This is a genomic window from Candidatus Nitronauta litoralis, from assembly GCA_015698285.1.
Taxonomy (GTDB): Bacteria; Nitrospinota; Nitrospinia; order Nitrospinales; family Nitrospinaceae; genus Nitronauta; species Nitronauta litoralis.
The window spans coordinates 3,467,314-3,492,593 of sequence record CP048685.1 but is presented as its reverse complement, the minus strand read 5'-3'; the positions used below and the strand labels follow the sequence as shown (position 1 = coordinate 3,492,593).

The 25,280-nt window shown below is 44.2% G+C and carries 20 protein-coding genes; 9 read left to right on the top strand and 11 right to left on the bottom strand.

Going from position 1 to position 25,280, the window contains the following annotated elements:
• Positions 1-116 precede the first annotated feature (116 nt).
• Both typA and G3M70_15925 read left to right on the top strand, forming a co-directional pair.
• Positions 117-1,940, top strand: coding sequence for a translational GTPase TypA (typA, locus tag G3M70_15930; protein QPJ63283.1), 1,824 nt, complete (start codon positions 117-119; stop codon positions 1,938-1,940).
• A gap of 277 nt (positions 1,941-2,217) precedes the next feature.
• Positions 2,218-3,075 carry a DUF547 domain-containing protein gene (locus tag G3M70_15925; GenBank protein QPJ63282.1) on the top strand — a complete coding sequence of 286 codons (858 nt, stop codon included), beginning with the start codon at positions 2,218-2,220 and terminating at the stop codon, positions 3,073-3,075.
• Between the two features lie 429 nt (positions 3,076-3,504).
• Here the strand turns inward: G3M70_15925 and G3M70_15920 are convergent, their stop codons facing one another.
• Positions 3,505-4,656 carry an SEL1-like repeat protein gene (locus G3M70_15920; protein ID QPJ63281.1) on the bottom strand — a complete coding sequence of 384 codons (1,152 nt, stop codon included), beginning with the start codon at positions 4,654-4,656 and terminating at the stop codon, positions 3,505-3,507.
• Positions 4,657-4,672: 16 nt separating this feature from the next.
• Between G3M70_15920 and G3M70_15915 the strand changes: the two genes are divergently transcribed.
• A complete protein-coding gene (locus G3M70_15915; GenBank protein ID QPJ63280.1) occupies positions 4,673-6,205 on the top strand; it encodes a hypothetical protein in 1,533 nt (510 codons plus the stop codon).
• Here the strand turns inward: G3M70_15915 and G3M70_15910 are convergent.
• Both G3M70_15910 and G3M70_15905 read right to left on the bottom strand, forming a co-directional pair.
• The gene (locus G3M70_15910; GenBank protein QPJ63279.1) at positions 6,189-6,971 is read right to left on the bottom strand and encodes an HAD-IA family hydrolase; all 783 of its coding nucleotides are present in this window, start codon (positions 6,969-6,971) and stop codon (positions 6,189-6,191) included. The two genes, G3M70_15915 and G3M70_15910, sit on opposite strands and share 17 nt — an antisense overlap.
• A gap of 314 nt (positions 6,972-7,285) precedes the next feature.
• Positions 7,286-7,555, bottom strand: a complete 270-nt coding sequence (locus G3M70_15905) for a hypothetical protein (protein QPJ63278.1) — start codon at positions 7,553-7,555, stop codon at positions 7,286-7,288.
• A gap of 597 nt (positions 7,556-8,152) precedes the next feature.
• Between G3M70_15905 and G3M70_15900 the strand changes: the two genes are divergently transcribed.
• The 4 genes from G3M70_15900 to G3M70_15885 all read left to right on the top strand — a co-directional run bounded on the left by G3M70_15900 (position 8,153) and on the right by G3M70_15885 (position 11,734).
• Entirely contained in the window at positions 8,153-8,605 is a 453-nt protein-coding gene (locus G3M70_15900; protein QPJ63277.1) for a hypothetical protein, read from the top strand.
• 298 nt (positions 8,606-8,903) lie between these two features.
• A complete protein-coding gene (gene fbp / locus G3M70_15895) occupies positions 8,904-9,896 on the top strand; it encodes a class 1 fructose-bisphosphatase (GenBank protein ID QPJ63276.1) in 993 nt (330 codons plus the stop codon).
• Between the two features lie 21 nt (positions 9,897-9,917).
• A complete protein-coding gene (locus G3M70_15890) occupies positions 9,918-11,171 on the top strand; it encodes a histidine--tRNA ligase (GenBank protein ID QPJ63275.1) in 1,254 nt (417 codons plus the stop codon).
• A gap of 134 nt (positions 11,172-11,305) precedes the next feature.
• On the top strand, positions 11,306-11,734 hold the full coding sequence (locus tag G3M70_15885; protein ID QPJ63274.1) for a transcriptional repressor: 429 nt from the start codon (positions 11,306-11,308) through the stop codon (positions 11,732-11,734).
• An 18-nt stretch (positions 11,735-11,752) separates the two neighbouring features.
• Here G3M70_15885 and G3M70_15880 read toward each other — a convergent pair whose 3' ends face one another.
• Positions 11,753-12,295 carry a hypothetical protein gene (locus tag G3M70_15880; protein QPJ63273.1) on the bottom strand — a complete coding sequence of 181 codons (543 nt, stop codon included), beginning with the start codon at positions 12,293-12,295 and terminating at the stop codon, positions 11,753-11,755.
• 130 nt (positions 12,296-12,425) lie between these two features.
• Positions 12,426-13,379: a formylglycine-generating enzyme family protein gene (locus G3M70_15875; GenBank protein QPJ63272.1), complete on the bottom strand. Its 954-nt coding sequence runs from the start codon at positions 13,377-13,379 to the stop codon at positions 12,426-12,428.
• Positions 13,380-13,553: 174 nt separating this feature from the next.
• Between G3M70_15875 and G3M70_15870 the strand changes: the two genes are divergently transcribed.
• Positions 13,554-15,884: a tetratricopeptide repeat protein gene (locus tag G3M70_15870; protein QPJ63271.1), complete on the top strand. Its 2,331-nt coding sequence runs from the start codon at positions 13,554-13,556 to the stop codon at positions 15,882-15,884.
• A 702-nt stretch (positions 15,885-16,586) separates the two neighbouring features.
• Here the strand turns inward: G3M70_15870 and G3M70_15865 are convergent.
• From G3M70_15865 to G3M70_15845, 5 genes are all read right to left on the bottom strand, one after another.
• Entirely contained in the window at positions 16,587-18,242 is a 1,656-nt protein-coding gene (locus tag G3M70_15865) for an ATP-binding cassette domain-containing protein (protein QPJ63270.1), read from the bottom strand.
• A 5-nt stretch (positions 18,243-18,247) separates the two neighbouring features.
• Positions 18,248-19,717 (bottom strand): TolC family protein, encoded by a 1,470-nt coding sequence (locus G3M70_15860; GenBank protein QPJ63269.1) that lies wholly within the window; start codon positions 19,715-19,717, stop codon positions 18,248-18,250.
• A 60-nt stretch (positions 19,718-19,777) separates the two neighbouring features.
• Positions 19,778-21,205, bottom strand: a complete 1,428-nt coding sequence (locus tag G3M70_15855) for an HlyD family efflux transporter periplasmic adaptor subunit (GenBank protein QPJ63268.1) — start codon at positions 21,203-21,205, stop codon at positions 19,778-19,780.
• Positions 21,206-21,586: 381 nt separating this feature from the next.
• Positions 21,587-23,569, bottom strand: coding sequence for an acetate--CoA ligase (gene acs / locus G3M70_15850; protein QPJ63267.1), 1,983 nt, complete (start codon positions 23,567-23,569; stop codon positions 21,587-21,589).
• Positions 23,570-23,605: 36 nt separating this feature from the next.
• Entirely contained in the window at positions 23,606-24,028 is a 423-nt protein-coding gene (locus G3M70_15845; protein ID QPJ63266.1) for a DUF1566 domain-containing protein, read from the bottom strand.
• Positions 24,029-24,260: 232 nt separating this feature from the next.
• Here G3M70_15845 and G3M70_15840 point away from each other — a divergent pair, with 232 nt between their 5' ends.
• Positions 24,261-24,644: a hypothetical protein gene (locus tag G3M70_15840; GenBank protein QPJ63265.1), complete on the top strand. Its 384-nt coding sequence runs from the start codon at positions 24,261-24,263 to the stop codon at positions 24,642-24,644.
• Between the two features lie 16 nt (positions 24,645-24,660).
• On the opposite strand, the gene rdgB is transcribed toward G3M70_15840, so the two are convergent.
• Entirely contained in the window at positions 24,661-25,230 is a 570-nt protein-coding gene (gene rdgB, locus G3M70_15835) for an RdgB/HAM1 family non-canonical purine NTP pyrophosphatase (GenBank protein QPJ63264.1), read from the bottom strand.
• Positions 25,231-25,280 lie beyond the last annotated feature (50 nt).

Here is a 25,280-nt window from a genome sequence, read left to right as displayed (position 1 = left end):
ATATTGTTCATAGTTAAGTTAAGGTATAGTGTTATTTAAAACAAGTGCTTAGAAGGTAAGTCCTGGAACTTGGAAATCCTCCTTTTACTTGAATTTCCCCCTAAAACCAAAAAGAAATGAAACCTGACCACATACGCAATGTGGGCATTATTGCCCATGTAGATCACGGCAAAACAACCCTAATAGACCGATTACTGGAGCAAAGCGGTGCATTCCGCGATAACCAGGCTCACCCGGACTGCGTCATGGACAGTAATGACCTTGAACGCGAACGGGGCATTACTATATTGTCGAAAAACGCGACGATTCATTACAAGGGTTTCAAAATAAATATTGTGGATACCCCGGGGCACGCCGATTTTGGTGGTGAAGTAGAGCGTGTCCTCAATATGGTAAATGGTGTTGTTTTGTTGGTCGATGCCGCCGAAGGACCAATGCCCCAAACCCGCTTTGTCCTTAAAAAATCACTTGAATTGGGGCTGAAACCGATTCTGGTTGTAAATAAAATAGATCGTACAGGAGCTGACCCAGAGAGGGCGATAAATCTTGTTTTTGACCTGATGGTGAATCTAGGCGCTTCTGATGATCAACTGGATTTCCCAATTCTTTATACTTCAGCCAAGCTTGGGCAAAGTCGACATAATCTTGAAGATGAGCCAGGGGATATGACCCAGGTGCTGGATACCATTATCGAAAAAATTGTCCCTCAGGAGGTAAATGAGGAAGATCGCTTTCGAATGCTGGTCACCTCTATTGATTACAACGATTATCTGGGGCGCATTGCCGTTGGAAAGGTTGAGCGAGGAAACTTCAATATTAAGGACCCTCTTGTCCGCATCAAAACAAATGGTGAAATAGAATCGTTTAAAACTGCTAAAGCATTTACTTATAGCGGAATGCAACGAGTTGAACTGAGTGAAACATGCTCTGGTGATATTATTGCCATCGCAGGAATGAAAGAAATAAATATTGGTGAAACCATTGCCTGCTCAAAACAACCGGATGCGCTTCCACCGATTGAAGTGGACGAACCGACAATGGCGATTCATTTTATTGTTAACGATTCACCGTTTGCTGGAAAAGAAGGAAAATTTCTCACTCAAAATCACATTCGTAGCCGATTGGAGCGAGAAGCCAAATCCAATGTCGCGATGCTTGTAGAAGAGACAGATCGCCGTGACACCTTTAAGGTTTCAGGTAGAGGGGAATTGCACCTCAGTATTCTGATTGAAACCATGCGACGCGAAGGCTATGAGTTTGCGGTTTCACGTCCCCAGGTTTTGTTCAAGGAAATAGACGGAGTCAAACTGGAACCTGATGAAACGGTTGTCATCGATGTAGAAGACACATACTCGGGGAAGGTCATGGAAGCACTCGGCGGCCGCAAGGGGCGTCTTCAAAATATGACACCGATGGGAGACGGTCACACACGCCTGGAATATGAGATCACGACACGTTGCCTTTTCGGGTTTCAGTCCGAATTTCTCACTTTGACAAAAGGGACCGGGACTCTTCAGCACAGTTTTAATAAATATATACCTGTTGTTGAACATTCTGGTGGAAGACGAAATGGCGTGCTCATTGCCATGGATGCCGGGGCGACAACCGGCTACTCAATTAACAGTCTGCAGGACCGGGGTGTGCTTTTCCTTCATCCCGGGGAAGAAGTATATACAGGTATGATTGTTGGTGAGAATAAAAAGGACAATGACCTGGTTGTGAATATCACCCGCGAAAAGAAATTAACCAATGTTCGTGCTTCCGGGTCAGATGATCATGTGTCCCTGACTCCCCCTCGACGTATGAGCCTGGAACAGGTTCTCGAATTTTTAAATGCGGATGAACTTGCAGAAATCACACCAACCCAGATACGTATCCGGAAGCGTTTATTGGATGAAAATGATCGAAAACGCGCCGCTAAAAAACTACAGGCAGGTTAACCCTGTCTTCGAAGAATTTTTTATCAAACGCTATATGAAAAATTCAGTAGTAGCTTAACCTGTTTTTTTCCTGGAAGGTCCCCTCTTCCTTTCCGACAAAATTCGGCAAGCTGTATTGCTTCCGTTTGTTCTAGAAGAAAAAAACTCTACATTCTGTGGTAACTCCTCTGGAAACAGTAAGGGAAATAATCGAGACTGGTGGCAGCGCTCCCCTGCCCTGAGGTCCATTTAGGGTTGGCCATCCTCAGTGCCATCATGCAGGAGTATCTGGATTTGAATGAAAAACTGGAGCTTCACAAATCCAAAAAACCTGATGATAAACTATAGATTAAAAAAACTGTTAAATTGGTTTGGAATCCTCAGCCTTATTCTCATCAGCGGGTGTAGTTCGGTTCCGTTGTATCATCCATCTACAGGTGCTATCGATTCCACAGAGGTAACAGATAGTGAGGCAGAGCAAGCATGGGCTGATGTTTTACAAAGAGGTGTTAATAGCAAAGGGCAAATAGATTTTCAAAAGATTGCGGGCTCTCCTGACAGCCTGCATCGTTTCTTATCCTATATTGGACGTACAAAAATTGAAAATCCTGGAGGCAGTGATCTGGCCAGACAAAAAGCCCTGGCTTTTTATATTAATTCCTATAATGCCATGGCGATGTACGGAGTCATTCATAAGGAATTCCCGGTAGATTTTGACAGCCTTTATGACCGTGCCCGGTTTTTTAAATTGACTACCTTCAAAGTGGGTGGGCGCTCTATTTCATTGTCAAATTATGAAAATAATGTAATACGACCCTTGAATGAACCACGCATTCATTTTGTTTTAAATTGCATGGTGCGGTCCTGCCCCCGCCTTCCACAGGTTCCCATTACAGCAGCAAAGCTTGATGAACAACTGGATTTTTACGCCAGAGAATTTTTCAATTCTGAAAAACATGTAAGAGTGGATACTCCTAATAAAACCGTGTTCTTTTCAAGAATCCTTGGTTTTTATAAGGACGATTTTGTTAATGAGCACGAATCAGAAAACCTTATCAGCTATGCAAATCGTTTTCGGAAAAATCCAATTGATGAATCCTTCAATGTGGACTTTATTCCCTACGACTGGTCGGTGAATTATCAGGTCAACCCTTAAGTATTTTCTGAAATACTTGATCGGACTAATTCTGCTGGCAACCGGTACCGGGAAATTATTGGAAGTTCCGGGTTTCGTAGAAGTCCTCAACACCTAAATACCTATCGCTTTTCCCCTGACTGGTTCTTTCCGGTGATAGTTATAATTCTGATACTGTTTGAATTGTGGTTGGCTGAATGGTTGATATAGGGAAAACGACTCATGCGGGCCGCCCTTTTATCGGTCATGTTGCACAATGGATTCACTCTTTTTTCGACGATCACATTAGTGCGTTGTCTCGAACTTCCGAATTGTGAATGTTTTGGTGTTTTCCTGGCGCGTCTTCTCACCTGGTGGACGGTAATAGAAGGTCTGGTATTGGTGGGAATGAGTTTTTGTTTATTGATGCTGGTGTTAAAAAAGCGGGAAGATAAAAATAATCGAGTATCTTCAAGGGGCCCTGGGCATATTTTGACCGAGGTTTTTTAAAGCTGATTCTGCCTGTTCAATGCCCTGTTCAAGTGCTTTTTCATACCAGAAGCGGGCTTCATAAAGGTTGGGTTCTGTGCCATACCCTTTTTCGTAAAAAATCCCCAGTTGAAAGCTGGCCCGAGGATACCCTTGGGCCCCGGCCTTTAAAAACCATTTCAGGGCTTCCTTATAACTTTTATCTATACCTTTTCCATCACGTAATAAAACTCCAAAATTATACTGAGCCCTCCGGTTTCCTCCCTTGGCCGACTTCTCAAACCAGTGACCTGCTTTTTCCCAGTCCCTGTCTGTGCCCCAGCCCATATAATAGTGTATTCCCAGGTTTAACTGAGCCAGCACGTTTCCCTGTTCAGCGGCAAGTCGGAACCAGGAGATAGCCTGAGTGAAATCCCGGGTGACCCCTTTTCCATTCTGGTACATATTTCCCAGAGTATTCTGGGCTCGAATAAAACCTCCCCTGGCTGATTTTTTGTACCACTTAATTGCTTCTTCCCAGTTTGCATCGATGCCTTTGCCCCTGAGTAACATGGATCCGACGTAGTACTGGGCTCTGGTGTTACCCAGCTTGGCCCCCATCAAATAATACTCATAGGCTTTCTTATAGTCGATGGACACCCCTTGTCCATTCACATACATCAACCCAAGAGATGTGTAGGCTTTGCTGTAATCCTGGGCGGCGGCTCTTTTGAACCAGTACAGTGCTTCCTGGTAGTCAACCTCGACCCCAAGTCCCATCCTGTAGGTTAGTCCAAGATTAAACTCGGCAGCTGCAAGTTTTTGCTCTGCGGCTCGACGAAACCATAAGGCCGCAGTTTCCAAATCCTTTTCAACTCCGAAGCCATTCTGGAGTAGAACCCCATACTCATTTTGTCCTTTTGCAAATCCCAACTGGGCCGACATCCGGAAATACTTTGCTGCTTTCTTAAAATCTTTTTTTCCTAATTGACCACTGACATAAGTATGACCCTTTTGATAGTAGAGTGAAGCCCGCATCGGGGTGGGTGGCGGGGTTTGATTTGGCTTGGGATGGATGAGCCGAGCGCTGGCCGAAAGAACGAGTAGATGCCAAACGATCAGGAATATGGCAGGATAAAGAGTTTTTTTAATCATTGATCCGGAGTTGTTGGTGCGTCCTTATCATATCAAGTTACTCATGTCGGGGTTCCTCAGTCTCCTATTCTATCTGGGGATGACATATCTTTCCAAGGAGTTTAATTGGGGAGAAGGCTATTCACGTCGCCCGATCCTGGAATACTTGCTCCTCTATTGGGGATTGTTTGTAATCTATTCTTTTTCAGTTTACTGGACCCTGAAGGCCAGCGACGATACACGATCACTCATTGTTATTTTTGTATTAGGGCTTGCCTTCCGGGCAATTTTGATTCCTTCCCAGCAAATTCAGGAGGATGACGTCTATCGCTATCTTTGGGACGGGAAGACCTTTGGCAATCAAATAAATCCCTATAAATTTTCTCCAGATCAAGTCACCTACTTTAAACAGTTCATGATTCGGGAACCGTCAAAGTTCAAGTCGACCTACGATGAACAAAGCATACGCAATTTGGAGCGGTTGGCTACTCTGAAATGGGAAAATGAAACCTCACTGGTATTTATGGAACGGATCAACCACCCCTCCCTTCCAACAATTTATCCCCCCATGGCTCAGTACGTATTCAGCCTCATTTATCAGATGAAACCAGACAGCATTGTTGCCATGCGACTCGGTTTTCTTGCTTTCGACCTGATGGCTGCTGGTTTTATTTTATTGACCCTGGGAGCCCTTGCTAAAAAGAAGACACTGGTCATTATTTATTTCTGGTCTCCCCTGATTATCAAGGAAACATTTAACTCGACTCACCTGGATATCATTGGAATTGGTCTATTGTGCGGTGCGATTTATTTTCTCGTGAAATCTCGATTTCTAACAGCCAATATATTTCTGGCTTTTAGTGTACTGGGGAAATTGTATCCCGTGGTCTTGTTTCCATTTTTTTTAAGAGAGCAGTATCGCAGGTTTGGCAGAGAAAACTTTAAATTTGCGGTCAGTACATTCGTTTTCGTGGGGACTATTTTTATTTGTTACCTGCCCTTTCTGGATATTGGATTTCGGATTTTTTCAAGTTTAAAATCTTTCAGTACCTATTGGCAAAGCAACGACAGTTTATTTGCGATTCTGGTCTGGTTCTATCGAGATGTTGCAGGAATTGCACCTGGAGGTCCCGTCGGGTTTTCATATGACGAGCCCTCACTATGGGCCAAGGGAACCGTCGCTGTTATTCTGGTTATTGTCTGGTCTTTTTTGTTAATCAAAAAAGCACCGTCGATGGAAAAAGGAGAAACCGAACATCCCGCACTGGATTGCCTCAGGCACCTGTTCATCATAATGGCGTTGATATTTTTATTGAGTCCGGTGCAGAACCCCTGGTACCTGAGCTGGGTGGTCCCCTTCATGTGTATTTTCCCTGGTCGCGCATGGATGTTGTTGACAGGGTTGATGGGGCTTTATTACCTGGAATTTTACTTTGACTATCAGGATATGCTGCAATACGTGCACTGGATTCCCTGGGTAGAATACATGCCCTTTTACGTTTTGCTTGTTTGGGATAGTTATCGAAGAAACATTAATCGCAGCAAATATTTGGTTAAACTAGCTCCATAAAAGAACTGATGGTTTTTGCGTCACAGTCAGGGTAACGGTTTTTTCGATCAATAAGGATGGCATCAATGCCGAGATTCCTGGCACCGGTGATGTCGGTAGAGGGCTCATCGCCAATGTGGATAGTCTGATCGGGTGAGGTTCCGCTCAGTTGGAGGGCTTTTTCGAATATTAATGGGTCGGGCTTGGCAGACCCAATAACGGTTGAAGCCAGTACAAAGTCAAAATGATGACCGATCTCCAGGTTGTCGAGGATTTCCTTAAGGCGCGAGTCCCAATTCGATACGATGCCAAGAACAACTCCCTTGTCTTTCAGGCGTTCAACCAACCTGGATTCAACAACATCTTCATATAATCGCCAGGCGTCGCGGCTCCTGAAGGCATCATAAATATTTTCAAAGCAGTTTTCGAAATCATCCACGCCTCCACAGGCATCAAAAGTCCTTTTAACCACATCCCGCCAATATCTGCGTTCAACCTCAAGACCCTTTTTCTGGCCCAGAGATTCCATTCCTCCGAGGGCCTTCCAGGCTCTTCGGAAATGAAAATTAAGGTCATCTGCTGACCCGGTAAACCCAAAGGGTATTGCCTGCTCCAGATAAATATGACCCACTGAGGGGTGAGGGGTCAGTAAAGTACCCCCAACATCGAAAAATACCGCTTTAAAAGAGTCAAGATGCGTAGGCAAAGTGGAGAAACCTTCTGAGTTCAAAGAATTTTTTGGGGTTTTTATAGTTGTATACACTTTAGGCCAAAGTCTAAAGCCCATTATCAAGGTTTAGAGAAAAAATTCCAAGAGGTGTGGTAATTGATAGGAATTAATTTTTCTGGCTGGAGGGAAATAGAGTCTGCTAAAAATCAGAATTATTCAGCAGTATGCTCTGGGATTTGTCTTTGATGTTATTCCATGGGTTCATCCAGAATGGGGCAGGATATGAAAATTCTTGTGTTCGTCCATGAAGGTAATGGAGAACTGCCAAAATAAGAAAGCTTATGACCGCCCCATAATATGCATGTTGCTGGAGAAAAGGCCGGCATAACGTGGGTTGTGAGAGCTTTGATAGGGCATTTTTATTTCGGGATTTAATTCCTCTGGTCTTTGAACACCATAAAAACCAGTACGGACATACTCAATACGATAGACAGGGCTGCCAACATCCCTATGGAACTTTCCTGTACAAATTTAACAACTCCTACGCTATGAGTTTCTATAGCCCAGAGAATAAAAATACCTGCAACGGCCAATAAGCCAAGTTTGCGTTTGCCCCAGATTAATGCCAGAGCCATGATTCCGGTGATCAGTAAAACGTAGTTGAAGGGGATTGAGAATGAAAGTCCGGTTAAGATGTCCATTTTTTTCTCCTGAAAGGATGAACGTTGATTTAATCTAAAAAAACGTTCCAAGCAATTAAAGGTTTACAGAGCAATTAATATGCCAATTGTTTTTATTTTGCGTGAAAAATTTAAATAAAAATTAAAATGCATGAAAAACCATCAATTAATGAAGGAAAATGAAATTTTTTTAGACGAAAAAAAGTCAAAACAATAAAAGAGACAAAAATTGCTGGTTATATTTATGCATAAGTTTACAATTTCATACACTCCCGGTTTCCCCTACAAAAATATAAGGCAAAATGAAAAGTCTTGTGGTGATTTGTGTGGAAATGAAAATAAATTTTTTTCATTCAATGCTTTATGTTTTAAATTTTTGTAGTTGAAAACTCGTCGTAACATTAGGGCTTGCGGATTTTATCTTTTCAGCGACTTTTTAAATTAACCACCTTTTGGTTTATCAGAAGGGTTTGTCTCAATTGTTGGTAGGTTTGTTCAGGAGATGCTGCAAAATATTTTCTTTGGATCGCTTTATCTGATTTGGTTAAAAACCATTTAAATTTAAATAATTAGTTCTAATTTATTAAGGTTAAGTCTGAGTGTAAAGATTAAATCAAATTGCTTGATAAGAGCTTAAAACTTAAAAATTATGTTTTAATCGAGTCTGCATTGAACTTGGTCTTAATTAGCAGCGTTGGTTTTATGAAGAAAAAATTGAAGGGTTCTAAGTGGTTTCTTTTATCGGTTGCAATCATTCTTTGTCTTCCCTTTGCTTTTGATTTCAGACCCCCTACCCCTCCAAAAGTTACTAATATTGAGTGGAACTGTGATCAAAAGCCGTGTCGGGTTGGATTTGATCTTGAAAAAATGAATGAGAAACCTATAGATGTAGTGGTAGAAATTCGCGGTTACAACTTTTCAAGTGACCTTGCCATTCCAAGACCCCGAATATTGGTCGGGAAGCGGGAGTTTATAGAGCACTTGGGTTCGGAAAAGAAGAGTCATTTTTCCAGGGAAATAAAATTCACCCGGTATCCTGATGAAATCAAGATTGATATTCATGCAAAGTGACATTGCCTGTTTCAGTAAACCTTGAAAATTCTTCTAGATTATAAAAATCATTGAGATTATTTTCTTCGTTTATATTATTAATCTATATACCCAGCCTTGGTTTGATGTTCTTTCTCAATTAGGGTAGAATTCGCTTCTTTCCAGAGTGCCTGGGTTTTGAGTTTCAATCCCTTAAAGTCTCCCTTTGTAAGGAGATTCGGTTTGTGAAGGCAGGGGTTTGGGGTTCTCAGCCATAGCTTGAAATAGGTTTACTGGGTAATTCTGGATCTATCTCTGAAATTGTGGAGCAGGAAGGTATATGGAAAAAACCACATTGGTTCAATTTATTCGAAGCCAGGAAAAACTGGCCGATGGCGCGACAGGAAATTTCACAGGTTTGATGAATGAAATTCTGGTTGCCGCCAAAATAGTGTCCTTGGAAGTTAATGGTGCTGGAATTGGTGAGAGTATTTTTGGCCTGACGGGGAAAATAAATGTCCATGGCGAAGAAGTACAGAAGCTGGATGAATTGGCGGACAATACTTTTTGTAACCTGGTTGGCCAATCGGGAACCGTTTGCGCTATTACTTCAGAGGAACAGGAAGAGCCGATTATTATTCCCAAGGACCAGGCTGGAAAATATATATTCATGATGGATCCTCTTGATGGTTCCTCCAACGTGGATGTGGATGTCAGTATCGGAACCATTTTTTCCATTTATCGTAAAAAATCTCCTGGCGATGAAGTGACTCAGGAAGATTTACTTCAAAAAGCCTCCGAACAGGTGGCTGCCGGATACATCATCTATGGGCCAAGCACCCTCTTCATATATACCTCAGGCAAAGGGGTCCATGGGTTTACCCTCGACCCTACTTTAGGAGAATTTTTCCTGTCGCACCCCAATATAAAAATACCTGAACGGGGCTCCTGGTACAGTATAAATGAAGGAAACATGGAAACCTGGGACCCCAATCAACGCCTGTATGTCGATTATTTAAAGGAAAAGGACCCGGATACCCATCGCCCATATAAGCTGCGCTATATTGGATCTCTTGTCGCCGATTTTCACCGTACTTTGCTGAAGGGAGGGATATTTATGTATCCCGGAGATTCCAAAAATCCCGAAGGTAAGCTCCGGTTTTTATTTGAGGCGGCTCCCTTGGCGTTTGTGGTTTCAAATGCGGGAGGGGCTGCTTCCGATGGAGTTAAGCGTATTCTAGGTCAAACTCCAACAGACGTTCATCAAAAATCCCCACTTTTTATAGGCAGCACAAACGAAGTGGAGCTCGCCGAATCCATGTTGAAAAAGTAAAGCGATGGAAATGGAATTCTTGTGAAGATTAATGGTATTAAAGGTGTCAAAGACATTCTGCCTGGGGAAATCGAAAAATGGCAATGGGTAGAGAATATTGCCCACAAAACTTTTGCCCGTTACGGTTTTAAGGAAATTCGCATCCCTATTTTTGAAAGTACACGTCTCTTCCAACGCAGCATAGGCGAGACCACCGATATTGTGGAAAAGGAGATGTATACATTTGAGGACAAGGGAGGAGATAGCCTCACCCTGAGACCGGAAGGAACCGCATCAGTTGTCCGTTCATTTGTAGAGCATAAGATGTATGGACCCGGTCAACTCAGCAAACTCTATTATATTGGCCCGATGTTCCGGTATGAACGCCCGCAAGCCGGTCGTTTCCGACAGTTTTACCAGATAGGTGTTGAGGCTATGGGGTCGGGTAATCCTGCCCTGGATGCGGAAGTGATTTCAATGCTGATGGAATTTTACAAAGAGCTTGGATTAAAAGGACTTCAACTAAACCTCAATACGCTGGGGTCTGGGGAATCGCGTGTCCGCTACCGGGAGATATTGAAAGCAGCGATAAAGCCTAACCTGTCTAAACTTTGTGAAAATTGTCAGGGGCGTTATGAACGGAACCCCCTCCGTGTTCTGGATTGCAAAAATGAAAACTGTGGTGAAGTTGCTGTCACATTGCCTAAAATTCGAGACAACCTGATAGAGGAAGACCTGGCCCATTTCAATCAGGTTCAGGCCTATTTAAAGTCAGTCAACCTGGATTTTATTATCAACGATCGCCTGGTGCGAGGGCTTGATTACTATGGGCGGACTACCTTTGAGGTGACTGCGGAGGGTCTGGGTGCGCAAAACGCTGTTTGTGGCGGTGGGCGATATGATAGCCTTGTGGAAGAGTTCGAGGGCCCTTCAACTCCCTGTTTTGGATTTGCCATGGGATTAGAGCGGCTGGTCTCCATACTTCCTGAGGAGGCTATACAAAAAATTCAGTCCCGACCGGATGTGTTTGTAGTGATGCTGGGAGAACAGGCTGAAAAGGCAGGATTTAAATTGATGCAGAACCTGAGAGATGGGGGGCTAAGTGTCACTCGTGATTTTGAAAATGGCAGCATGAAAAGCCAGTTGCGAAAAGCCAATAAATCCAATTGCAGATTCGCTGTAATCCTTGGTGAAAACGAAATATTGAATAAGAGTTACCAGCTAAAAAACATGGAAACCGGAGAACAGTCGAACCACCCTCCGGAGTTCTTGTTACAAAAGGTTTCTTCCCAGTAGGTTTTTGTCTTTTTGTGAAAAGATTTCAGTTTTTCTTTTTGCAGACTTGTGAAAAAATAAGCATTATTGAATGTAAGATAAAGTCTCCAGCGGGTTGAGTTCTTTTTATTACTTTTTTAAATAAAGGGTGTTTCATGGGGCGCCGCGAACAACAGGTACTGGAAGATTACATTGTTCAACATAATCTCAAAATAACCAAGCAGCGGCGGGCAGTGCTGGAAGCATTCCTTGGTAGTGAAGACCACGTTAGTGCGGAAGAACTGTATAAACTGGTAACTGAAAAGGAACCTAAAATAGGTTTGGCGACAGTTTACAGAACTCTTAGCTTGTTAACGCATAGTGGATTGGCCAGTGAACTGGATTTTGGTGATGGGCAAAAGCGGTATGAGCACAAGTTCATGCACTCCCATCACGATCATATGATTTGTACTGAGTGCGGTAAGATCATCGAATTTACGCATCCGATGATTGAAAAGCTTCAGGAAGAGGTTGCGAGCCGCCACAACTTTAAATTGACCTCGCATAAGCTCGACTTATTTGGGCTTTGTGCTGCTTGTAGTTAGGACCACCCGTTTCCTCGACTAAAACGAATTCCTGAATAATTGTGAAATTGCACGTTTACCCTCTTCGTTTAGAAAACGGGTACCCGTTCCCGCGAAACGTTTTTTCGTGATTCTGGGTTCGGTTTCCTCCCAATTATCAGAAACCCACTGAAACCAGTTTTTCTTTTCCTGATCAAATACATACAACGGTTTGTTGCAGAGCTTCGCAAACTCTGCACCCCATCCGGTTCCGCCCTTGACGGTTTTGTCCTCCTGTATCGTGCCCACCACGAAAACCTCTTCCGCACTGTTGATTTGGTGCCAGATACTTTGCAAAACCTTTTTCAAAAGAGGCGCGCGTTTGTAAGACCGGTTCATCAGTTTGGAAACATAGGATAAACTGACATCGCCTTGCAAAAGCTCCTTATGGGTGAGCGATCGTACCCCTCGTGTTCTTTGAGTTTGATGACCTTCAAAAGTGAAATTGACTTCTTCAATTCCGACCAACTCAGCCTGCTTCCCAAATTCAGATTCGGCTCCGGAAGCGCCTCCACTGAATAAAGTGAAATCATCACATTTCATAAGATTCTCCGTTCGGCTCTTGCCATTCCAGTGTGAAATTTTAAACCCGTTAATAAAATACGTTTTTAAACTTCCAGTCTCCTAACCTTATGGTGCTTGTAATTCTTGTTTCAGTTTCCCTGAGGGTAAACTATTGGGGCTCGGAACTAATTGTCTTTTCCTCCGGTTCAACAGAATCCGTTTGGAGGGGAACATTAAGGTCCCTGGCACAGCGAAATCCGATGAAATTGAAAATCTCATTAATTATTCCACCGTAAGTTGTTATCTTGGTGAACACCCTGTTTTTGGGATGCAACCAGGTACGATTGGTTATGCGTAAACCGCCTGCGGATGTATCAAGCCCGCCCCCGCGAATGACTCGAAACTCACCTTTTGCGGGTCCATGAGGGTTGGTAACCTTCGCAGGCTCATAGGTTGGAGTGTACCAGTCTTCAGTCCATTCCCAGACATTCCCCATCATGTCATACAAACCAAATTGATTTGGTTTCTTTTGCCCAACGGGGTGAGTTTTCGCCTCAGAGTTATCTTCAAACCAGGCAAAATCACCATCCATCATATTACCCCAGTAATACCGGGTTCTTACCAACCCACCGCCTGCAGCATATTCCCATTCTGATTCTGTAGGGAGACGGCATTGACCGTTACTGAGATTGATATACTCCTGAATATCATAATAATTAACCTGTTCTACAGGCAGGTCGTCTCCGACAAACTTGGAGGGGTTGTAATCAATTAAAGCTTTCCAACGCTTCTGGGTAACCTCGTATTTGTCCAAATAGAACCCATCCAGGCAGACTTCATGCTCCCATTTTTCGTCAACCTGGGCCTCGTTGGTGCCCTGGATGAAACAACCTCCCTTGATATAAACCATCCCTTCGGGAGCCTGCTCCTGGTATTTCTTGTCCTCACCGGTGTACTTTATCGGGTTGACTCCCTGTTGAGCTGGAGTGGTGGTTGGAGTTCCGCCAGCGGCCTCTTCAATTTGAGCCACAGACGGTGCTTCCTCGATGGTTTCGGGTTCCTGACCACAAGCGGGTAAAAGTAACAAAGCCAACAGGCTTGTAAAGATCGCGCCAAATTTCATAACTACCTGTGCATTAAAGAGTAAAGGGGGAATATTACCGCATCCAGGGGAATTCCTGAAATAAATTTCAGGTTTGGAGGCCTTTCCCCTCAAAATATTGCTCAAAAACTAAGAAATCACACGTCAAATGCCGATGATAAACTAATAATTACTTTGTTTTTCAGGGATAAACCAGTGAACCGTTTCTCCAGCAACCTTTTGATTTTATATTGTGTTTTCCTGTTGATTCAGGCTACTGGATGCCAGTCCGTCAAGGAAACGCTCACAACCCTGCCAACGGGGCCCAGTGAAAAAATCTCCCGGGATGATCCTTCCGTCAAACCTGGAAGGTCACTGATTGGTTACAGGGCTCCTGCTGAACTAATTCGCGACAACCTGGTTTACGCCAACCAGCAATTTCTACTCCAGAATTACAATGTGGCCGAATATTACCTGAAAAAGACACTGATTCAGAACCCGGACGAACCGGACGCACAATTCCTCCTTCCATGGACTCACTTCTTCCAGAAACGATATGAACTCGCGCTCATAAATTTCAGTCGTACCCATGCTCAATACCCAAGAGATTCCCACCCCCTGATCGGAATGGGATGGTGTTACTTTGCGATGCAATATTATGAGCAAGCCCTGGATGCATTTCAAAGGGCTGCTCATTTCGCACCGGATTCCTATCAGGTGATCAAGGGGAAGGCCCTGACCTTTCTCCAACTGGCAAAAAAAGAAGAGGCATTGGTGGAGTTTGAAAAAATTTTCAGAGAAGATGAAATTCTAAGCCTCATGGCTTCAATCGGGACCAAAACGGAACTCCATGCCTTGGAAATAATTCCATCTAAAAATAATTCTGCTTCTGTCTTTTCATTGCCTGAGGAAAAACCAAGGTATCGCAGTCTACTTTATGCTCTGGAAGAGCCAACTGGTAACGGTCCTGTCAATGCGGCCTGGTTGTGGTACCGAAAAGGATTTTATAAAAGAGCTGTTGCAGCTTTTGAGGATATGGACTCTGAATTTTCAGGAACCCTGGATGCTCAAAATGGTCTGGCCTGGTCTTTGTTTTCTTCGGGAGCGATAGAGGAAGCGCAAAGAGTTTTTGAGAAAGTCCTGAACCGTCATCCTACATTTCAAGGGGCGGTTGAAGGCCTTCAAGCTATTGAAGACACACTCAATAAAAAGGCTTCTGTTGCACGACATTATTTTGATTTGCAAAAATACCGGCTGGCTGAAAAAAAGTATCAGGACCTTGAGGCCAGTTACCGTCATTGGTCTCACCCCACGGCAATGCTGGGAACCATTGCTCTCGCAAACAATCGTGAAGAGGATGCATGGGTTCAATTTAATGAGGCACTCAACCTGAATCCGGATGACTCCGTTGCTCAAAAGGGCCTGGATCAACTTCAGCTAAAACAAGCGCCCCCGGTTTACCGCGGTAATCAGGCATTAAAAAAGAAGGATTACCAGACAGCCTCCTACCAATATTGGGATTATATCCAGAGCCTGGGGCCCCAGGCAAAACTTGAAGGACATTTGGCAGATGCTTATAAAGGCCTTGCCTGGAGTCAGTTGGAGAAAGGACTTTATGAGGTGGCCCTCGATAACTTTGATCGTATCCAACACATGCCTGACTTCCATGATGATGTGGCACGGGGCAAGGGGCTAACATATTATCGTGCGAAAGAATACCAGCTGGCTGTTGAGTGGCTGCAGCAAGCTGAAATGTTTTATCCGGGGCGTGATGAAGTTGCGGAAGCTCTTGACTGGAGCGTCCTCCGCGCATATCCACCCCATGATGCTGAGTCCTATTTTCTTTCCAGGTTGAAACAATTTCCACGCCAGGCATCCACCTACATGGCTCTCGGCTGGGTATATTACCAGAATGGAGACCCTGATCTTGGAGTTGAGTATTTTCTGAAATCAATCAGCCTGGAACCAGAATTGGCGTTGTCTAAAGAATTTGTGACCATGCTGGGTAATGAACGATACGGTTGGCAGGTTTTTAACCGGATGGGTTGGGAATATTTCCATCGTAAAGAGTATCCCCTTGCCCAACAGCTGTTCCAGGTGGCTTTGACTCGGGAACCGAAAAATTCAGAATCCTTAAAAGGACTGGGTTACGTGTACCACAAACTGAAAAGCTATCAACTGGCAGAACAATACTTGATGGAAAGCCTGAAACAAAATCGATATCCTACAACGGTTGAAGAAATGTTGATCGGAAGTGAGACCACCTCCCCTGTCTTCATCCAGACCAATGCCCGTACGAAACTGGGCCGCGTGTTGCTTGAGCAGGAAAATTATGAGCGAGCTCTTGAAGTGTTTGAAAAGGCCAAAAAAGCTCATCCGGATTGGCCAGAGATAAACGATGGACTGGGATGGGTTTACCTCAAGCTTGGAAAACTGGATTTATCCAGGGCATCATTTAATAAAGTTCTTCAATACCAGCCTTTGCACCCGGATTCCAGAAAAGGCATCCGAGAGATTAAAAGTTTCAAGGCAACTCAGAACCTTTAATAAACTGTGGATAACCTCTTAAAAACTTGTTGAAAAAAATTTTATAACTCTTTAAAAATCATTGGATTTTGTGAATTATTTGTTAAGAAGCTACAACAAAAATCAAATAAAGTTAATGAAATCAAATTATTGGGTTGACACATGACCCCCTTAAGAGTTATCGTATTCCTATCCTAATACAAAGTTGGCGCTCAATACATTTTGGGGCAAAATTTGGGGAGGGAGGGGACCCCTTTCTTTTTTCGCCTGGCGCGAGAAATCATGGAGTTGGTTATTCAACTCCATGATCCCGTTCGTGTTTTCAAGCCGGGAACCCTATTCTGTATTTGACTGAGGATTCCTCATCCTCGTATTTTCTGTTTTTCCTCCACTCTGAAAAAAACATCATGGTCTGCCTGCTGCTAGCAGGTTCCTGAAGGTCATAATGATTGGCAGGAACTGAAGAACTTCGTTTCCACTTCCAGGATAGCTTTTCACAAAAAATAACGGGCAGAGAAATTTCCCCACCCGTTTTGTTAACTTCGAGGCAGGTCCAACTATTTATAGAGAGCCACGCTGACGGATAGGGAATAGGATCTTATCTTGCGGGACGGGTTATTTTATGTCTTAGTCAGGAAAACAGAGTTTTGAGGCAGGACAAAGGGAGTGTCGCTAAGTCCTTTTTATTCAAAAATAATACTGTGTTGTTATCTTCGGGAATTTCTATTCAATAAAATCGTCAGGAATCTCTACAAATTTATCAGTATAATTTTCTATCTGGGGATCTGTAGAAACAATAATCAAGGTCGAGGTGCAGTCGTCTGAAATAAGCTTACGTACCAGAGGTTCCCGGATTTGAATTGGGAGTTTGTGGATAACCCCGTCCAGTATTAAAAGTGAAGGGTTGCCAACGATAGCCCTTGCCAATAATATTCTATAACGCTGGCTTGGTGAAAAATGTTTACCCCCCTGCACAATCATCGTTTCCAGTCCATCTGAAAAATTTGCCAGCTCACCATCCAATAGAGATAATCTCAGTGCTTTAATTAAATCTTCAGTGGCTATATTACGCCCCATGATAATATTTTCCGCAATGGATCCCTCAAACAAACTGAGGTCCCTTCCAAATAATATCCCCCTTTGCTCATTGACTTGTTCAGTTGACAAGCTCTTAATGTCGATGCCATTGTAGCGAACTACTCCATTTGCTGGCTGGTCTAACCCGGCAAGGGCCAGTGAAATTCGCATGCGAATTGATTCTGTTGGACAAACCAGAGCCCATTTTTCTCCTGGTTGAGCTTCAAAGTTTATTTCCCTTTGGGAAACCCCTCCTTTTTTAGTCCAACTTAAATGGCTGCAACTCAAGTGGAGACCTGAACCATTTGTTGAGGGAAATGGCAAACCGGATCCGGTTTCTAATTCGTCTGTTGGCAGTTTGTATAAATGGTCCAGTTCGACAAGGGCCGTGAAGAAATAAAATACGACATACGTACGTTTTACAACGGAGTCAAGATTGAGTAGCAGGCTGGCCACAATCACTTCTGCGGCAACCAATTGACCCAGGGTCAGCTGGCCCTGGCTGAGAAGCCATCCGGCAGTCCCCAAAAGTCCCACATGCATTATCACCTGAAAGAAAAGTGATCCAATGTACTGGCGGATCAAGGCTTTAAAACGGCGTTTCCGAGCCAATACGTATGATGTTGCTAAGGAATCTGTTTTTTGAAATATTAGATTCGCACAGTTAGTGGCTTTAAAATGTATCAGGTTGTTTGCTACTTCCTGAAGCCAGTGGAACGCTTCGTATTTTGCCTCAGACATTTTTATAGTGTTTTGAAAACCACCCTTACCAAGAAAAGCGATGATTACCACGGAAATGATTAAGACAATATCGAAAACCAGAAAATAGGGATGATAGAAAACCAGTAAAATCATCCCTATGGCTCCACCCACCAGTACGTTGGTCAGGTCTACAAACAAATTGGAAAAGGCGCGTTGAAGGAACACGGTTTCAAAAAACCGGTTGATAGAATTAGAACTAAAAGTCTTTTCTTTAAAACGAGGTAATAATTCAGCAAGGGCAAGACTCACTCTGACAAAAATACGACGCTCGAGAATATCTGTCGCATAAAACTGCAGAACCCGAAAGAATCCAACGAACAGTAATATTCCGGCCATGATGCCAACCAGGGTAACGACCATTACAGGAGTTACTGCAAAGGCAAAGGTATTTACAAGCTCCTGAACTGAAAAAGGAATGATGAGGGAGAAAAGGCCTACCGCAATGGCGTAAACAAAAATAAAAAATAATAGAGAGCGCTCCTGTTTTACAAACCTTCCAAGGCGGTCAAGAGTTTCTCTGAATGTCGGTGCTTGTCCCATAGTATTCAATTTGCCATTGCAGTGTTTTTGGGTGAGTTCTCAGGGGGCAGCCCATCAACCCAATTTCCAATGGCCCATTGATACAACGCAACCGCTTTTTGGTAATCGGCCATTCCCCAAATCCATGATTCATTTGCTTCCAGGACACTGCGCTCACGAAGGTTCACGACGAGCAGGGTTGTTGCACCAAGCTGAAATCGTGTGCGCTCGCCTTCTTCCAGTTTTTTAGCCAGAGTTAAACCTTCTTTCAAAATATGAACCCTTTCTTCAGCCCTGATTAAAGCTGAACGGGCGTTTGCTATATCCATCGCTATTTGTTTTTGGCGATAGTCTTTGAGGAGTTTCAGTTGGTCGGCCTTGCCTTTTATCCTCATAATGTCGCCCTTCGCTTCTCTTTGAAAAAGGGGAATACTCAATTGGACTCCAAACCGGTAGCCCAGACCAAGCACAAACTCTCCTGGTTTTCGCGTTGGTTGAGCTTCCAGGGACAAATCAGGCAGTAAGTTGTTTTCAGCGACATCCAGGTCAATATTATTAAACTGAGCTTCCAGGTTAACCAGTTGGATTTCAGGACGAACCTCGGTGGCTTCTCGTTTTACTTGTTCCATACCACTCAACCATCGTTTTGAATCAACCTTTGGAAAGGCTGGTACCTTTCGCTTTTCCGGCACCATCAATTCGTCACCATTCCATAAAAACAAAGCTAATTTATACTGTTCCTTATCAACCTTTCTTTTTGCTTTAATCAACTTGTCTTTTCTCCATTGAACTTCCCGGGTGGCATCAATGACGTCAAACTCAGGCCTTGCTCCCTCTTTTACCTGTTGTGTCAGCAAATCGAGACGACCCTCTGCCACTGATACTGACTTTTTCTGAACATCACTGACTTTTGAGGCAGCGACCCAGTTCCAGTATTGGGTTGCTGCACCCAGGTATAAATCCTGGCGAGTCTGCTGTATCTCCAGGTTTGCCTGTTCCTCCGCCAACGATGATTTTTTCAGTTCTCCACTAGCAGGGTTAGTAATAAATCCACGGAGCAAAGGAAACACAATTCCAAGTAAAGGTGTGTTGGTGGTGTTGATACCCAGATCAGCAACCTCCACATCCCCTATTCCCGCTCTAAATCCGGCAAACCCTTTTATTCCCCAGGGATGACGAAGTTCAACGAATGTGTCATTAAAACCTACATTTTTTGTGGAGCCATTTTTTACCAGGCGTTCTAATTCCCAATCATTGACGAGGTTGGGATCAAATTTTCCTAATGCTTTCAGGACCCTCCCCCGGGCCAGGGTAATGTTGGCCTGACTTTTCTTGAGAAGAGGATGTTCTTTTTCCAGTCTTTCAAAAACATTTTGAAGCGTTAGTAAAGAATTGGGAGATTCATAGGGGAATGTGGGAACCTCATCCTTGGCCCATGAAGGAGACGCAAAAATAACCAGCAGGACAATTGCTATTGCGTTCAGAGTAATTCTCACTTTCACTTCCTCATCTATCTAAAATATTGACGCAAAAAATTCCGGGAACAAACTGGTTTCCTATTTTCTTGGCCTTCCTGCCTTAGGCAGGAAAACGTCCTTTAAGCTCACGTCTCCTGATTCATAATCCGGAGGGAAGAGGTTAAATCGACGCCAGATTTCATACCACAAAGGCACTCGGTTCAGGATCACCCAGCCAATCACCTGCGTTCCCTGTCTGACATATTGTTGAGGGGGCCAGTGCCGACGACTATTGTCAGGTACCACCCAGAACCGGAATCGACCATTTTCAGAAGCTGATTGATCCACCACCTGAATTTGGCCGTCAAATGTTCCAGCCATCAGCTTAGGCCAGGCAGGAAGCGGTATCGCAGGGACCCCGTTAAACAAAAGCCGGACAGGGCGGCCTGGCCTTAATAAAGGCGCATCTAACGAACTGCTCCACATTTCAAGAGCGGGAGTGGTATTTGTCGGAACCAGAGTGAAAAGTAAATTACCAGAGTGAACAATCTCACCTGGGCCCATACGGGATAAACGAACCACTGTTCCATCAAATGGGGCGGTAACTTCGCGGGCTTTTTGCCTTTGAAATGCATTGGACCGTTTCAATTCCAGGTCTGCGATTTCCTTTGAGGCCTTTGCAAAATCACTTCGTGCAGAAGCACGTTTGGATTTTGTGTCCAGTAACTTCTGGACCAATTCAGCACCAACCTGTTCGCGGCGGTGTCCAAGAGCACGTCGCCCCTCCTGAACCCCACGTAAATCTGCTTCAATCGCTTTAAATTCTGCTTCTGCTTTGGTGAACGCCAGGAGCGCGAGTTCCAAATCCCTTTGGGAGAGAAGACCCTTTTCTTTTAATGCCCGCGATCTATCCAGATTCAGTTTGGCCGTTTCAAGGGCACCTTTTGCAGGTATGGTCAGTTGTTCTGCGTTTTGTACCTTATTGTCTGCCTCAGATACCCTGGCTGTGGCTGTTGAAAGACTTGCCTCCGCCAAAGCTTCCATTTCCTCTATGCGCTCAGATAAAATTTCAGCTTTCTCTTTGGCAGCCTTTCTTTGCTGGATCAAGGCTTCACGAGATTGATCCAACCTTTGAATCAGGTCTGGGGCCATGAATTTCGGATTTATGTCTCCTAATGTTAAAATCAGGTCGCCTTCTTTTACCTTGTCCCCTTCATTCACTTTCCAATTGATTATTTTCCCCTTTATCTGAGCATGGATTTCCTGCGGGCGTTCGGTGGGAAGGTAGGACGAGAGTTTGCCTTTAACCGTAATGGTCTGGGTCCAGGGTATAAATATTACTGAAATTGCAAGAATCAAAAAAATCAGAACCGCAGTTCGAGCCAGAATATTGAGGCGTCTGGGTATTTTGATTAATTCCCGGGAGAGCAGCACACGATTCTCAGGAAACAAACCAACTTGGGAAGAACTGCTTTTTAATCCTGAATCAGTTTCGGGCAAATTATTGTTCACTGGGTTATTGGCCATAATTTGTCGGACCGATTTACTTCGGGAAATAAAAATTCCCGAAAACCGCTTTCTATAAAAACAATGCCACGCTAAATGCCGATGTCCGCTCTGAAAAAAACAGCACTGTCCCCTGAATTTAGACTTTTATACGATGTATAATAGGTTAATATGCTTAATAATTAAAAATATTTTTAAATAAGATTAAATTTATATTAATTATGGATATAGTGTGTTGGCAGGTTTGGTTAGATAAAGCCTTAAATTTCAATGATGTTTAATAAATTAAATCACTATAATCTCGAATTTCTTCTGGTTTTATCACATAAAAAACATTAAAGAAAAAGGGCCCAGCGAATATCGCCAAGCCCTTATAAAACAATAAGAAGTATATTTTTAAGATTATTTGGTTGCGAGCGGTTGGTAGGTCGACTTCAGGTATTCGACGACTGATGGGTCCGCCAGTGTGGAAATATCACCCAGTTGATCCGCTTCGTTCGAAGCTATCTTCCTCAGGATTCTCCTCATGATTTTCCCGGATCGGGTTTTGGGTAAGCCAGGTGCCCAGTGGATAATATCCGGAGTGGCGCAAGGTCCGATTTCTTTGCGGACAAAAGAAATCAACTCTTTTTTCAAGTTGTCCTCGAAATCAATTCCATCCATCAGGGTGACGTAGGCGTAAAGCCCCTGTCCTTTGATGTCATGTGGAAATCCGACAACTGCAGCCTCTGCAACTTTATTATGGAGCACAAGCGCCGATTCCACTTCTGCTGTTCCAATACGGTGACCAGAAACATTGATAACATCATCTACTCGACCGGTAATCCAGTAATATCCGTCTACGTCGCGAGTACAACCATCACCCGTAAAGTAGTAACCCGGATATAGCTTGAAATAGGTTTCCTCGAAACGCTCGTGATCGCCAAAGATGGTACGAGCCTGTCCGGGCCAGGGTTTTTTCATTGCAAGGACTCCAGAAACACCGTTGCCCTCAACAACTTTTCCAGTTTCCGCTTCGATCACGACAGGGGACACCCCGAAAAACGGGAAGGTTGCAGACCCTGGTTTGCACGGTGTGCAGCCTGGCAGTGGTGTGATGAGGATTCCACCGGTTTCCGTCTGCCACCAGGTATCGACCACGGGACAACGTTCCCTTCCGATATTCTGGTAATACCAGCGCCAGGCTTCCGGATTGATTGGTTCGCCGACAGAGCCCAGAACTTTAAGAGTCGATAAATCGTATTTAGCAGGAATTTCCTCACCATGTGCCATCAGTGAACGTATGGCAGTGGGTGCAGTATAAAACTGGTTGACCTTATGCTTATCGACCACTTCCCAGAACCGGCCTGCATCCGGATAGGTCGGAATTCCCTCAAACATTATTGTGGTGGCTCCATTTGCGAGTGGCCCATATACAATATAGGAATGGCCTGTAACCCAGCCAATATCAGCTGTACACCAGTAGATGTCCCCGTCCTGATAATCAAATATGTATTTGTGAGTGAGCGCTGCAAAAATCATATAGCCACCGACATTATGCTGCACGCCTTTAGGTTTGCCTGTAGAACCTGATGTGTAAAGGATGAAAAGAGGGTCTTCCGCATCCATTGGTTCGGCTTCGCATTCCGCAGAAGCTTTCTTCATTTCATCATCCCACCAGAAATCTCGCCCACTTTTCATCTCGACCGGAATGGCTTCACCTGCCCGTTTGAATACGATACAGGAGGAGACTTGATCTCCCATCTTGGCGGCAAGGTCCATTGCCTTATCAGCATTCACTTTAAGGTTTACCGGTTTACTTCCACGAAAACTACCATCTGCAGTGACGAGAACGGTACATCCTGAATCGTGGATACGGTCTGCAAGCGCCTGGGCCGAAAATCCCCCAAAGACGATTGAATGGACGGCCCCGATGCGTGCGCATGCCATCATGGCGATGGCAAGCTCTGGCACCATGGGCATGTAGAGGGAAACACGATCTCCTTTTTTTACACCGTGCTTTTTTAATACATTGGAAAACCGGCAAACGGCATCGAGAAGTTCGCGGTAGGTCAGGCTGCTCTGCTCACTCGGGTCATTACCTTCCCAGATGATCGCGGCCTGATCTCCACGAGCTTCAACGTGGCGGTCCAGGCAATTGACTGTGATATTGGTCTTGCCACCTTTAAACCACTCAATTTTTATGGGGCCCTTGCGGACATCATAGTTGTAGTCGCAAACCTGATCCCATTTTTTCATCCAGGTGAATGTATCAGCCATCTCTCCCCAGAATTGTTCTGGATCATCAATGGACCGCTGGTATAACGACTGGTACTCTTCCATATTTTTAAACCAGGCTCGGTCCGCAATGTTTTGGGGAGGCTGGTAAAGATTGGATTCGCTCATCTCACGTTCTCCTGGTCACCATTAGGTGTCCACTGTTTAAAGGGTTCTTACGGCGCGTGTGGCTTCGGTTAGGGTCCAGAGTCCATCGGGGTTTTCAAATTCCCCAGTCCGGATATTGAGCACCCAGGTGCGTTGTCTGCCGGGTACCTGGCCTGCAACAATTGAGAATCCACACCCCTCTTGAAATACATTGCTGATATGGACGACCTTGCCGAACCGATCCTTTAGTTCAAGCGATTCATCATAAAGAAGACCCATTTCATCCCTGGTAGGGAGCCTCCAGTCGTCATAACCGGCAAATTTGGATTCACGAAGTTCACGAACATAATCGACACAATCCTGATAGTTCACCCACTTTTTAAGGTCGATCATGGAATCCGTTTTTTTCCACATCAACCCGGAAGATTCATCCGTGATAGTTCCATCTCCGTTATCGATAAGACTTGATTCTTTTTCCATTTAGGACCTGAAGAATTTTTGAAATCAAAGAATTGTGTATCCAAAATGGGAAGGTTATCATTTTTGCTCTATCAATTCAAAGGTCACTGAGTAGAAACAGAAGCTTGGAAGGGTGTAGGGAGAACTATTGGAATTCTGGTTATTTTTACTGAATTTTCTAGGTTTTCCAAGTATGAGTCTTATACAATCCTAGCGGTTAATTATATAAACCTTAATCCATGAGTTCTTTGATTTGAGTGATCTACAGGAAGATGTTCCTCTGCCAGTATTGCTGGGGCACCTCAAATGGAACCTGCAGCGCTTCAGGGAAATGCTGGACCAGGAGGCGACTCCTTACTTTCGCGATGCCGCCCTGCAGCGTTTTGAATTCACAATGAGTTCGGTTCTGAAGTGTATCGCTGCAGCCTCTGGTCAGAAAGAAAATGCTGGTCCAGAAAATTTACTTGACCATGCTTTGAAAGAGAACTGGTTGCCGGAGGGAACTGATACAGGGGATATCCTAAATTCCATAGAGAGCCTAAAGCCTGAAAGCCGTGCAGAAACCTCGGATACAGTCTATAAAAAGCTGGCAGGATATTATGAGAGCTTTGAGAAACTTCATCTCAAGCTGCAATAATTATATTTGTCAAAAATTATAAATTAAAGTCTGATCCCAACCGCTTTATATCCTCAAAGGCTTTCTTACGATGGGAAATTTCGTTTTTCTCTTCGCTGCTCATTTCTGCAAAAGTGCGGTCGTGACCTTCCGGTATAAAGATTGTGTCCCAGCCAAAGCCGTTTTTTCCTCTCGGGGATTCCGCAATCTCTCCCCTCACCTCTCCTTTTCCGATAATAAACTTGCTTCCATCGCCAAGACCGACAAAACATTGGGCTACAGCCCGGCGGATGGGAAACGGATCCAGCATGCGGGCCATACCTGCAAGGCCAACGGTTTTTTCGAACCATTTGACCAGGGCCCCCGGGAGCCCATTCCAGGCCTCAAAAACAAGGCCGGAATCCTCCACCATCACGGGCTTCCCCAGTTTTGAGAAGGCCTCCCGGACTTTATGATTCACGGCTGTTTCCACATCACAAGTCTGGATTTCTTCTATGGATATATCGACCTGGTCCAGAGTGATTCCCAGAATCATCTGGGCCTCCTTTACCTTGTTGGGGTTGCCGGTTACAAATTTCATTTGTTTCCTGATAGAGTTCTGATTCATAATGGTCGCTTCAATATTACAAGCGACTCCACGCTTTAGTGTTCGGCTCC